Here is a 13396-nt window from a genome sequence, read left to right on the forward strand (position 1 = left end):
AAGAATTTGATCACTAAATTTTTCAGGTATGAGTATAATTAAAAAAATTTTAATCCCTTTTGATTTTTCAGAGGCCTCGGTCAATGCATTGGAATATACGGTGAGCTTTGTGGGCCCAAATAGGGCAGTGGATATTCTTGCACTATACGTAGCTTCTGTTTCAATTACAGAATCTGAGGAAGACAGGTTGCGAAACGATTTTTCCAAAGTCTTGAAATCATTCAAAAAGAAAGTAAAAAATGCTCCATCATTCATGACGGAAAAGGGCGAGATGATAAAAAAGATTCTTGATGTTCAGATGGCACAGGGATCTAATATAATAGTAATGGGTACCATGGGCGATAAGAGTACCGATGAGGCCATAACCAATACATCCAGGCTTGCCTTGGAAGCCAATTGTCCCATGATATCCGTTCCATTTGGTTATGAAAGCGAAGAACCCAAAGACATAGCCTTGGTCATGGGCAACGAGAAAATAGATGATAGGGAAGTATTGCGAACCCTTTTGGATATTGCTCGAACCTTTAATTCAAGAGTTCATGTATTGACAATTTATAAAGAATCCGTCTACGCAGAAGAATCTGTTGTTGATAGCAACGAAAATCTACTCGAATATTATTTGGAACATTTTTATGAGGAACATGCCTTTAGTAAAAATCAAGATATTGAGGAAGGGATCTTGGATTACATTACAAAAAAAAATATAGATCTTCTGGCAATATTGCCCAGGAACCATACAAAACAAAGTACCCCTTCTGAAGGGCGCTTGACAAAATTGTTGACTTTGCATTCAGAAATTCCGGTCTTGACCTTAGACTGATGTCAGTTTCAACAAAAAAACTATGGTAACACTACTCGTAATACTAAGTATTACAATTATTCTTTTCGTCTGGGGAAAATTTCCACCAGATGTGGTAGCACTAATGTCAATGCTCATTCTGTACTTGACAGGTATACTCGATGTTACGGAAACCCTGAGTGGATTCAGCAATACGACAGTAATTATGATTGCCGCTCTTTTTATTATTGGTGAAGGTCTCTCCAGAACAGGTTGGACCGCACTCGCAGGTCAGAGATTTGTAAGTTGGGCGGGCAAAAGTGTTCCAAAATTATTGGTCATAGTCACTTTGGGCGCAAGTGTGCTTTCAGGATTTGTAAGCAATACGGGAACGGTTGCTGCATTATTGCCGGTTACGGTATCGGCAGCTTGGAGCGCAGGTACGCTACCATCAAAGCTATTGATGCCGGTAGCCTTTGGCTCAAATACAGGGGGTCTGTTGACTCTAACGGGTACGCCTCCCAACATCATCGCCAGCAATACTTTGGTCGAAAATAATCTTGAAGGATTCTCATTCTTTGAATTTGGATTGATAGGCTTGCCACTATTGATAATCGCCATCATTTATTTCAGGTATCTGGGATACCGATTATTGCCCAAGCGGCAGACCAATGAAAGGCCTGCAGATATTGATGCGGAAATGCACAAATGGATTTCAAGCTATAGTATCGGTGACAACCTTTACAGATTGCGCATACGTTCCATGTCGCCCCTAATTAATACCAAAATCGGTGATTGGAACTTTGAATTAGACTACCAAATAGCTGTAATGCGCTTAAAACGCAGGCATCCAAGTCCTTTAAAGCAAAGTGTACCTCAATTTGTGGAGCTTCCCGAACCAAATACCGAGATGCGTTACCATGATATTATTACTGTAAAAGGTACACCTGAGGATGTGGATAAGTTAGTGTTGAAGTTCAGCCTAGGGATAATTCCGACCAAAGCTGAGAAAGACACATTAAAAAACGAATTGATCAACCAAGAGGTGGGTATGGCGGAAATGTTGATAACGCCAAATTCAGTTTTTGTGGGCAGGGTAATCAACTTGGGCAATTATTTGAAACGTGCGGGAGTACAGCTGTTGGCCGCTTCAAGAAACAATCGCCCGCTAGCCGGTAAGATCAAGATAGAGGCAGGTGATGGTTTCGTAATCAGGGGACCGTGGGAAAATATTGAAAATTTAAAATCACTTTATGAAAATGTAGTGATTTCAGGTAGTCCTGAAGCTTTGTCCAAAAATGTAGCAACATTAAGTACAAGAAGTTATATAGCTATGGGAACACTTGTTTTAATGATACTGTTATTGGTATTTAAGGTATTTCCGGGTGCCATAGCTGCATTGATTTGTGCAGGAATTATGCTATTGACCCGCTGTGTGCCAATATCAAAAGCATACAAAGGCATAAGTTGGACCAGTGTTGTAATGATTGCCGCGATGATACCTATGGGTACCGCTTTGCAGAAAACCGGGGTGGCCGAGATGGCTGCCAATGGATTGGTAGATATTTTGGGAAGCATACACCCGACCGCGCTTTTGGCAGGCATTTTTCTGCTGACAACTGCATTTAGCCAAACAATAAACAATTCAGCTACGGCAGTATTGATGGCTCCGATAGCTTTATTGGCTGCAACATCCTTGGGTGTTTCGCCAAAGCCATATTTGATAACAGTGGCCATAAGTGCATCAACGGCATTTTTGACCCCTGTGGGCACGACCACCAACGCCATGGTTTTATCCGCTGGCGGTTATACATTTTTAGATTACGTAAGAGTCGGTGGGCCACTATTACTATTGTTTTTTATTGCTACAATAGTACTGGTGCCATTGATTTGGAGCTTTTAGAACAATTTATTAAAATCAATATTTATGAACGAAACTATGGAACACCGAAAAGATTTAGAGAAATACGGTATCAAGTCAGATACGGTACATTGGAATTTGGATGCCGAAACCTTACAGCGTATTACCGTTGAAAAAGGAATGGGTGTTGAAACTGAAAATGGAACACTGTCCATAAACACGGGTAAATTTACGGGACGCTCACCCAAAGATCGTTTTTTGGTAAAAGATGATTATACAAAAGATAGAATATGGTGGGGCAGGATCAACAAACCCATCTCTCCTGAGAATTTTGACAAGCTTTATGATGAAGTAGCCAAATATTTATCGAACAAAGAGATTTATGCTAGGGATGCCGCCGTTTGTGCCCATCCAGATTATACCATGAACGTTCGCACGGTTACCGAGTTTCCGTGGTCCAACTATTTTATCAAGAATATGTTCTTGAGACTTTCTGAGGAAGAATTAAAAGATTTTGACGAGGAATGGTTGGTGCTGTGCGCTCCTGGCTACGAAGCTCCAAACCCTGAAGATTTTGGAATTATTGCAGGAAATTTTTCCATCCTCAACTTTACCCGTAAGGTTGCCTTGGTCGGCGGGTCAGAATATCCAGGAGAGATGAAGAAAGGAATTTTTTCCGCATTGAACCTCATACTCCCCGTAGACAAAAACGTTTTGCCGATGCACTGTTCTGCCAATGTTGGTGAAGATGGGGATACAGCAATTTTCTTTGGACTGTCAGGTACTGGTAAAACTACTTTGTCCGCAGATCCGGACAGAAAATTGATCGGTGACGATGAGCATGGCTGGACTGCTGAAAATATCATCTTTAATTTTGAAGGAGGTTGCTACGCAAAGGTCATCGACCTTACCGAAGAAAAAGAGCCGGACATTTATAGGGCGATCAGACCGGGGGCATTATTGGAAAATGTGGTTTTTAAGGAAGGAACTAAAGAAGTGGATTATTTTGATAGTTCTATAACCCAAAATACCAGGGTAAGCTATCCCATAGACCACATTGATAATATTCAAACACCTTCCTATGCATCGAATCCGAAAAATATCTTTTTCTTAACATGTGATGCCTTTGGAGTTCTGCCTCCAGTGTCTAAATTAACGCCAGGTCAAGCTGCATATCACTTTATCTCTGGATATACTGCCAAGGTTGCCGGTACAGAAGCTGGAATAAATGAGCCCGTACCCTCTTTTTCAGCATGTTTTGGAGAGCCTTTTATGCCGTTGCACCCTACCGTCTATGCTGAGATGTTAAGCAAAAAAATGCAAGATGCAGGAGTTAATGTATGGTTGATCAATACAGGATGGAGCGGAGGCCCTTACGGAGTGGGATCAAGAATAAAGTTGAAATACACAAGAGCAATGATATCTGCAGCTTTGGAAGGTAAATTGGAAGATGTTGATTTTGATGCACATCCAGTGTTTGGATTGTATATGCCTAAATATTGCCCTGGTGTCCCAACAGAAATATTGGATCCAATGAATACTTGGTTGCAAAAAGGGGCATATGTTAGCAAAGCCATTCAATTGGCGCATTCATTTCACATCAACTTTGATAAATTTGCAAGCGAAGCTTCTGAGGAAATCCTAAACGGAGGGCCACTGATTGATTCGCACCATAGTTTGGACGAACATTTTTAATTAATACAAAAACGTGAATAGAAACGTCAAGTTCCAGATAGAAAGTCTAGGTACTCCAGAATTTAAATCTCCCCTACAGTTAAGCACTGTAAGGGGAGATAATATTTTTAGTTTTATAAAAGAGAAAGATAAACTGGTTTTTGACTTATCGGTCGAGAATTACAACCATTGCCTTTCAACAGGAGAGACACCGCAATGTCTTGAGAAGGCAGGGCCGCGTCAAGACGTATTTTTTGACCCAGGGAAGACCACGGCAGCCATAGTTACTTGTGGGGGTCTGTGTCCTGGTATCAATAATGTGATAAGAGGTGTGGTCATGGCACTCCACTACTTTTATGGAATAAAAAGAGTAATAGGCATTCCATACGGTTATGAAGGCCTGAACCCGGATATTGGTCATGGGTTTATTGAACTGAGTCCAGAAAAAGTTAAGGATATCCATCAATTTGGAGGAACTTTTCTTGGCTCGTCAAGAGGAGGTCAAGACGTTTCTAAAATGGTGGACACTCTCGTTAACAACAAAATAGACATGTTGTTTGCCATTGGCGGGGACGGTACTTTAAAAGGTGTTAACGCAATTGGAGAGGAAATCAATAGAAGAAATGAAAAAATCAGCGTGGTCGGGATTCCAAAAACAATTGACAATGACATTGATTTAATCGACGAATCTTTCGGTTTTGAAACTGCTTTTGATGTAGCCAGCCCTATTTTGAGGGATGCCCACAATGAAGCAGCGGGAGCTTATAATGGAATTTCCATAGTAAAGCTCATGGGGAGGGACAGTGGATTTATAGCTGCCTCCGCAGCTCTGGCAATGCCAGTAGTCAATTTTGTTCTGATTCCTGAAATGGATTTTCAACTGGAAGGTGAAAATGGCTTTTTAGAAGTCTTGAGACGTAGACTGGATCGAAAGAAACATGCTGTAATTGTTGTGGCAGAAGGTGCAGGCCAACATCTGTTCAAAAATAAAAATGTAATCAAAGATGCTTCAGGAAACATAAAACACGATGATATAGGCTTATTTTTAAAGCATAAGATAGAGGAACACTTTGACGATTTTCCAGTGACCATAAAATATATCGACCCTAGTTATATCATCAGGAGCGCTCCAGCAAACTCCAGTGACAGTGTATATTGTAGTAGATTGGCATACCACGCCGTACATGGGGCAATGGCGGGCAAGACCAAATTTGTGGTGAGCACTGTAAATAATAGGTTCGTATATGCGCCAATAGTGGAAGTAACAAAAAAACGAAAGAAAATAGATTTGGAAAGTGAGTTTTGGTTTTCGGTACTTCAGAGTACGGGCCAACCATTTTCAATAAAATAATAGCGTTTCCATTTTTAGATACTGACAGATGTCATGTTTTTACATATGACAAGTTTTTAGCTTTGATATGCATCAAAAAAATAACTTGTTATGGTTGTAAATATTCAATATCAAAAAATGAAAGCCAGTGAGTCCTTGAACAAAATTTTGCTCAAAAAGCTTGATAAGATAGGCGAAAGATATAGCTGGGTCATCAAGGCCAATGTTCTCTTTAAGTTGGAGAACGACAGAACGGGGGCACAGAGCAACATATGCGAAATTGAATTGAGCGCTCCAGGGCCCCGTCTTTTTGCAAAATCCAAAACCGATAACTTTGAAAAATCAATGGCTGATACCATCAATGAGCTTAACAAACAACTTGAAAAGAGGCAAGGTGTATTTATTAGGCACTAGATGCTGGATATTCTGTTATAAACATATAAAACGTATTCCAATGAGACCTCAAATTTTAGTTCTTTGTTTGTTGCTTTTAGCGGGATGCTCTTCTACAAAGCTTGTTAGTACATGGAAAAGCCCCGAAATTGTTTTGTTTGATGCTTACAAGGTTCTTGTAGTCGGCATGGCTCAAGATGTTAATGTACGAACGGAATTTGAGACAAGGTTGGTGGAAAAGTTGGAAGAAAAAGGCGTTGAGGCAGTACGGAGTTTAGACCTTTTTGATGTGGAGTTCACATCATCTGAAAAATCTGAAGAAGAACTTTCCGAAGTAGAGGAGCAACTTTTGGATAAAGGTTTTGATGCAATACTTTTTACTAAGGTCATCGGTACAGAAAATAGAAGAACCTTTAAGGAAAGAATGAACAGGTTCAATGATATGTATACCCGCTTCAGTTCAGATTATTTAGAGCATCAAGACATTTACTATGATTCTGAATACCATAAAACATTCAATATCTATACTGCGGAAACATCATTATACTGTATCTGCGTAGATAAGGAAAGAGAACTTATTTGGAGGGGGAACCTAGAAATTATGGAGCCTGTAAAAGTTGAAAAAACTATCGATTCCTATATCAAAAGAATAGCTGATGCCATGCACGAACAGGATGTTATTTTTTAAAATTGAGAAATCAAGACTTTTAGTTGAAAAACTATTTCTTGGATGAATTATGGCTAGGATAAAATTCCAAGAAAATCAAGCAGTATACAAACCGGTATTGCAATTAAAATAAGTACGAGCACAAATACCATTAGTCTTAGAAAGCCAACCAACAGTTTATTTCCAAAAGAAACTTCATTAGTCATAGTTGTGTAATTTCTTTCAATGTACGGAAATATTCATTTATCAATCCAATATTTCAAGTCGATATTCGATTAACGGACAGGTTTTTAGCATATCCTGTATGGATTTTTAGCTGATTTTAGAACCTTTTGAGCTAAGTTTTTGCCCCAGCTCCTCCAAGCTTATTCCTTTGGTTTCGGGCATTACCAACATTACCCATAATAATTGGAGTATCATCATAAAAGCAAAGAATATAAAAATAGGCCAGGGATTGTCTTTAAAGATTCCGTTTTCCACATCTAAAAAGATAGGTGTAATCAATGTAATCACAGCCGCAAAGACCCAATGGGTCCCCGTACCCCAAGATTGTCCATATGCCCGTACTTTGTTCGGGAATATTTCAGAAATAAATACCCAAATAACCGCACCTTGGCCAATTGCATGCGAGGCAATAAAAACTAAAATAAACGTAAGCAGCACTGTTGAACTGGCATTGCTGTAAAAACACCATCCTACTGTCACCAAACTTATGATGTAGCCCAACGAGCCTATTTTCATGAGCTGTTTTCGACCCAAACGATCGATCAGTCTAATACCGACCAAAGTAAAAATCAGATTGACAATACCTATGGAAATAGAACTAAAAAGCGATTCTTTGGCAGCTAATCCCGCACGTTCCAAAATTTCGGGAGCATAATAAAGTATAAAATTTATTCCAGAAAGTTGATTGAAAAATGCAATGAAAAAAGCCAAGAGCAATTGTTTGTTGTACTTGCCTGAAAATAGGCTCTCTTTGGATATACTCTGTCCAATGGCTTCTTTGATTTCATGTAACCTTTTGGCAGCTAATTCCTTAGTGGAGATATATTCCAAAGTCTTAAGGGCTCCATTTTCGTCTTGCTGTTTCATCATCAGCCATCTTGGACTGTTTGGAATTCCCAAAACCATAAGCGTGTAGCCCAATGCAGGAATTGCTTCTACACCAAGCATCCACCGCCAATCATTTGCACCACCAAATCCTTGCAATAAATAGTTGGATATAAAAGCGATGAAAATTCCAAAAACTATATTGAACTGATACATGGCGCCTAACTTACCACGGTTATCCGGAGTGGAAATTTCAGAGATATATATCGGTGCCGCTACGGATGATGCGCCAACTCCAACCCCGCCAATAAATCTAAAAAATGAAAAAAGATAAGGATCATGGGCAATGGCCGACCCCAAAGCAGAAGCAAAATACAAAATTCCAATCCATACCAATGTTTTTTTTCTTCCCAATCTGTCACAAGGAATACCACCGAACAGCGAACCTAAAACGGTTCCCCATAAAGCCATGCTCATTATAAAAACCCCATGAAACAATGGAGAAGTATCCCAAAGCTCTTTAATAGGTAAGTTGGCTCCGGAAATCACTACTGTATCAAATCCAAACAAAAAACCGGCAAGGGCAGCGGTGAGGGAAATTTTAAAAATACGATTGTTCATGTAAAGGTTGATTTTTTAAAACTAGTTAAAAATCACAGAATATCATCAATATGATTTAGGATCTGTTTGGTAGCTCCAACATTTTTAGCAATATAATTTGAATTTATAGCACCTGTCTTTTTCCTAAAATTATCATCATTGATAAAGCGCGTCATTAACTCCGTAAATTCAAGCTTATTTTTAATTACATAAATTCCTTTTTGGTCAATTAGATCTTCCGCTTCCTTGAAGCCATGATAGTTTGGACCAATTGTGACAGGGATTCCAAAAACTGCCGGCTCCAAAGTGTTATGGAGACCTGTTGCAAAAGCTCCGCCCACATAGGCAAAATCTGCGTAGGCATAAATTTTGGTCAAAAGGCCTATAGTATCGATGATGATGACCTTGTAATCCGAGAGTTTTTCTTTCGTTATTTTAGAAAAACGGATTGATTTTTTGAGGATACCCGATTGTATTTTATTAATATGAGTTTCATTGATTTTATGAGGGGCTATGATGTATTTTGATAATGTATTGGCAGTATTGATAAAGTCGATGATAATCTCTTCATCTTCAGGCCAGGTACTGCCGGCAACCAAACAGAAATTTCCCTTTTTAAAGTCATCCATAAAATCCAATCCGTTGTCCTGATTCAAAATTTTGGATACTCGATCAAAACGAGTGTCCCCACTAACAGTTACATTTTTATGGCCGATTGAAGCTAGGAGTTCCTTTGAATTTTCATTTTGAACAAAAAAATGTGAAAAGGATCGAAGACTGTTTCTCATAAAACTACCATAAGACTTAAAAAAGACTTGTCTTTTCGAAAAAATTGCCGAGACCAAAAATGTTGGAATATTTCTATCTCTTAGTTCATGAAGATAGTTTGGCCAAATCTCATATTTTACAAAAATGACCAGCTCAGGCTTGATGATATCTAGAAATTTTTTTGCATTTGAGATGGTATCCATTGGTAAATACACAACGATGTCAGCAATGGGAGTGTCTTTTTTTACTTCATATCCAGATGGTGAAAAAAAGGTGAGCACAATTTTATATAGGGGATGATCCAGTTTTATTCGTTCCAAAATAGGGAGTCCCTGTTCATACTCCCCCAATGATGCAACGTGCATCCAAATAAGCTTGTCCCCATCACTAATTTTCGCTTCAATTTTTTGAAAAACTCCTTTTCTTCCCAAAACGAATAATCTCATTTTGGAGTTAAAAAGTGCAATTACCTTTAAAACGATCCAAGAAAGCGAAATTAAAATGTTGTAAACAAATCGCACAAGCGTCATATTTCCGCTAAAATACATTCTTTCATCAATAGGTTGTTGTGGTGCGTTAATTTCTTAATTTTAGGCCATAATTCAAATGCATGAAAAAAATACAGATGGTTGACCTTAAAGGTCAATATGAGGGTATAAAAAATAACGTGGATGTCTCCATAGCAGAGGTTTTGGATTCTTCAGCATTTATAAACGGTCCACAAGTACATGCTTTTCAAAATGAACTGGAAGCGTATTTGAATGTTGAGCATGTCATACCATGTGCAAATGGAACGGATGCACTCCAAATTTGTATGATGGGGCTCGGATTGCAGCCTGGTGATGAGGTAATCACGGCAGATTTCACCTTTGCAGCAACCGTAGAGGTAATTGCTTTATTGAATCTTACGCCAGTTTTGGTGGATGTTGAACCTGATACTTTTAATATTGATCCAAAAGCCATTGAAAAAGCGATAACTCCAAAAACGAAGGCTATTGTACCCGTACATCTATTTGGGCAATGTGCCAATATGGACGCCATTATAGAATTGGCAGATAAACATGGCCTTTATGTAATCGAAGACAATGCACAGGCCATAGGTGCAACACATACCTTTAAAGATGGCAAAAAACAAAAAGCAGGAACCATTGGCCATGTGGCATCAACTTCTTTTTTCCCATCAAAAAATTTGGGTTGTTATGGGGATGGAGGGGCTATTTTTACAAATGATGGCGACCTCGCCCATACAATACGGGGAATGGTAAACCATGGCATGTACAAACGTTACCATCATGACGTGATTGGAGTCAATTCACGATTGGATTCCATTCAAGCAGCGGTATTGAGAGCTAAATTACCTAATCTTGACGTTTATAATGAAAAGCGAAGAAATGCAGCTAGAAAATACTCAATGGCCTTTAAAGACAACCCGGACATTATTGTTCCAAAGACCGTAAATGGTTGCAATGGAATATGCGATACCTGTGATTGTCATGTATTTCATCAATATACCTTAAGAATTTTAAATGGCAAAAGAGACGATTTGGTACAACATCTAAATGACCAAAACGTTCCTTGTGGGGTATATTATCCTATACCGTTGCACAAGCAGAAGGCTTATGTGGATGACCGTTATAATGAGGCTGATTTCCCAATTACCAATCAACTGGTCAAAGAGGTCATATCGCTTCCCATGCACACTGAGTTGGATGATGAACAGATTGAATTTATTACTAAAACAATAATTGATTTCGTAAACAATTAGCATGAAAATAGTAGTTACAGGTGGGTTGGGATTTATAGGTTCGCATACCGTCGTTGAACTTCAGAATGAAGGTTTTGAAGTGGTGATTATCGATAATCTTTCCAACGCTGATGAAAAGGTGCTGGAGGGTATAGAAGCCATAACTGGAAAAAAACCCATCTTTGAGAAAATGGATTTACGTGACAAATCCAAAGTTGAAGCATTCTTCGAAAAATATAATGATATTGGCGGAATAATTCACTTCGCGGCTTCAAAAGCGGTAGGGGAAAGTGTAGAAAAACCATTACTGTACTATGAAAACAATCTTGGAGTGTTGGTTTATATTTTGCAAGAGCTTGTAAAAAAAGAAAGGGCCAGTTTTATTTTCAGTTCTTCCTGTACAGTCTATGGGCAAGCAGATACCATGCCCATTACCGAAAGCGCACCGGTTAAACCAGCTGAATCCCCTTACGGAAATACAAAACAAGTGGGTGAAGAAATAATTAGCGATACCTGCAAAGTTAATTCACAACTGAACGCTATTGCACTTCGCTATTTTAATCCAATAGGAGCGCACTCCAGCATTAAAATTGGAGAATTGCCCATAGGTGTACCACAAAATCTTGTTCCTTTCATTACGCAAACAGGTATAGGATTACGGGAACAGCTTTCAGTATTTGGGGATGATTACCCAACAGAAGATGGCACCTGTGTTCGGGATTATATCCACGTAGTCGATTTGGCCAAGGCCCATGTAGCAGCTTTGCAACGCTTGCTTGACCAAAAGAACGATTCAAATTATGAGGTTTTTAATCTAGGAACGGGTAAAGGCAGTTCAGTACTGGAAGTGATTCAAAGCTTTGAGCGTGTATCCGGTAAAAAATTAAATTATAAAGTGGTTGAAAGGCGCCCTGGGGATGTTGTGCAAGCGTATGCAGATACCGAAAAGGCAAATGATGTACTGGGTTGGAAAGCAAAGTCCAGTTTGGATGATTCCATGAAATCCGCGTGGGATTGGGAACAAAAGATCAGGGACTAAAATTTTACAGTCATAAGCCCTGACTTGTAAGGGATTCTTTTATTTCAAAATTTAGAATTTTTATTGCGAGCTTAGATAGGTCCATTTTTATTCCATATTGGCATCCTCTTTCTTTTTTATAACACAAAGTTGATGAATTTCTTGTGGTAGAAATGTAATCTATGCTTATTTTAGAAGCATAATCAACTAACTCAAAAATGAAAAAAATTCTTTTTGTATCAATCTCGCTCTTTACATCGTTACTTTTTGCCCAAGAAACTTACTTGCACTGTGGAAACATAGTGGATGTAAAATCAGGTAAAATATCCTCCGAAAAAACAATTATCATTTCTGGAAATAGCATTAAATCAATCCAAAATGGATATCAATCCGGAGGCACCGAAGCTACTGTTATTGATTTAAAAAACAAGACAGTTCTGCCTGGTTTCATAGATATGCACGTACATATTGAAGGGCAGTCCAGTCCACAATCCTATATTGAAAGATTTACTTTAAATGATGCAGATGTGGCGTTTCAATCTACGGTATATGCCAAAAATACGTTGATGGCAGGTTTTACCACTGTACGTGATTTGGGTGGCAGTGGCGTGAACATTGCATTGAGGAAAGCTATCAACAAAGGGACTGTGGTAGGCCCAAGAATCTTTACTGCCGGAAAAGCAATTGGCACCACGGGCGGACATGCAGACCCGACCAATGGAATGAAAATGACCGATATGGGTGATCCAGGACCAAAAGATGGAGTGGTCAATTCTCCCGAAGATGGAAAAAAAGCGGTCAGACAGCGTTATAAAGATGGTGCCGATGTAATCAAAATAACGGCAACAGGAGGAGTTTTGAGTGTGGCAAAGAGTGGCCAAAATCCACAATTTACCATTGAAGAGATCAAAGCGATTACAGATACGGCAAGGGATTACGGAATGTTGACCGCTGCACATGCCCACGGGGACGAAGGGATGCAGCGTGCAATCAAAGGAGGAATAAAGACAATAGAGCATGGCACTTTAATGAGTGAGGAAACCATGGATTTAATGATTCAATACAAATCATTTCTAGTTCCTACCATTACTGCGGGCAAACAGGTTACGGAAAAAGCCAAGATTCCAGGATATTTCCCAGAAGTAGTTGCCAAGAAAGCGAGCGATATTGGTCCCAAAATACAGGGAATGTTCCGCAGGGCTTACAAAAAAGGAGTTCCAATCGCTTTTGGGACGGATGCCGGGGTTTTTCCACATGGTGAAAATGCAAGGGAATTCGGTTATATGGTAGAAGCGGGAATGCCGGTAATGAAAGCGATTGAATCAGCAACGATTACCAACGCAGAACTTTTGGGAATGAGTGATTCATTGGGACAATTAAAAGAAGGGTTTATTGCGGATATTATTGCTGTGGAAGAAAATCCCGAAGAGAATGTCAAAACCTTGGAAAACGTAACTTTTGTAATGAAAGAAGGAAAGATATTCAAATCTGAATAGGGGTCTTTAGAATATTG

Annotated in this window: 11 protein-coding genes; 9 read left to right on the top strand and 2 right to left on the bottom strand. The window is 39.2% G+C overall.

What is annotated here, in order from left to right; genetic code table 11:
* Nucleotides 1-28 precede the first annotated feature (28 nt).
* From HME9304_RS10025 to HME9304_RS10050, 6 genes are all read left to right on the top strand, one after another.
* A complete protein-coding gene (locus HME9304_RS10025) occupies nt 29-820 on the top strand; it encodes a universal stress protein (RefSeq protein WP_112378465.1) in 792 nt (263 codons plus the stop codon).
* Between the two features lie 22 nt (nt 821-842).
* On the top strand, nt 843-2681 hold the full coding sequence (locus HME9304_RS10030; protein ID WP_112378466.1) for an SLC13 family permease: 1839 nt from the start codon (nt 843-845) through the stop codon (nt 2679-2681).
* Nucleotides 2682-2705: 24 nt separating this feature from the next.
* A complete protein-coding gene (gene pckA / locus HME9304_RS10035; RefSeq protein WP_112378467.1) occupies nt 2706-4334 on the top strand; it encodes a phosphoenolpyruvate carboxykinase (ATP) in 1629 nt (542 codons plus the stop codon).
* Nucleotides 4335-4347: 13 nt separating this feature from the next.
* Complete coding sequence (locus HME9304_RS10040) at nt 4348-5664, top strand: ATP-dependent 6-phosphofructokinase (RefSeq protein WP_112378468.1); 1317 nt, start codon at nt 4348-4350, stop codon at nt 5662-5664.
* Nucleotides 5665-5754: 90 nt separating this feature from the next.
* Complete coding sequence (locus tag HME9304_RS10045; protein WP_112378469.1) at nt 5755-6057, top strand: HPF/RaiA family ribosome-associated protein; 303 nt, start codon at nt 5755-5757, stop codon at nt 6055-6057.
* A 40-nt stretch (nt 6058-6097) separates the two neighbouring features.
* A complete protein-coding gene (locus HME9304_RS10050) occupies nt 6098-6724 on the top strand; it encodes a hypothetical protein (protein WP_112378470.1) in 627 nt (208 codons plus the stop codon).
* 291 nt (nt 6725-7015) lie between these two features.
* Here the strand turns inward: HME9304_RS10050 and HME9304_RS10055 are convergent, their stop codons facing one another.
* Both HME9304_RS10055 and HME9304_RS10060 read right to left on the bottom strand, forming a co-directional pair.
* Nucleotides 7016-8374: a sugar porter family MFS transporter gene (locus tag HME9304_RS10055; protein ID WP_112378471.1), complete on the bottom strand. Its 1359-nt coding sequence runs from the start codon at nt 8372-8374 to the stop codon at nt 7016-7018.
* Between the two features lie 32 nt (nt 8375-8406).
* Nucleotides 8407-9567 carry a 3-deoxy-D-manno-octulosonic acid transferase gene (locus HME9304_RS10060; RefSeq protein ID WP_313789970.1) on the bottom strand — a complete coding sequence of 387 codons (1161 nt, stop codon included), beginning with the start codon at nt 9565-9567 and terminating at the stop codon, nt 8407-8409.
* Nucleotides 9568-9731: 164 nt separating this feature from the next.
* On the opposite strand from HME9304_RS10060, the gene HME9304_RS10065 reads away from it, so the two are divergent.
* From HME9304_RS10065 to HME9304_RS10075, 3 genes are all read left to right on the top strand, one after another.
* Nucleotides 9732-10886, top strand: a complete 1155-nt coding sequence (locus tag HME9304_RS10065; RefSeq protein WP_112378472.1) for a DegT/DnrJ/EryC1/StrS family aminotransferase — start codon at nt 9732-9734, stop codon at nt 10884-10886.
* A 1-nt stretch (nt 10887) separates the two neighbouring features.
* On the top strand, nt 10888-11904 hold the full coding sequence (gene galE / locus HME9304_RS10070; RefSeq protein WP_112378473.1) for a UDP-glucose 4-epimerase GalE: 1017 nt from the start codon (nt 10888-10890) through the stop codon (nt 11902-11904).
* A gap of 197 nt (nt 11905-12101) precedes the next feature.
* Nucleotides 12102-13379: a metal-dependent hydrolase family protein gene (locus tag HME9304_RS10075; protein WP_112378474.1), complete on the top strand. Its 1278-nt coding sequence runs from the start codon at nt 12102-12104 to the stop codon at nt 13377-13379.
* Nucleotides 13380-13396: the final 17 nt, after the last annotated feature.

Source organism: Flagellimonas maritima, assembly GCF_003269425.1.
GTDB lineage: Bacteria > Bacteroidota > Bacteroidia > Flavobacteriales > Flavobacteriaceae > Flagellimonas > Flagellimonas maritima.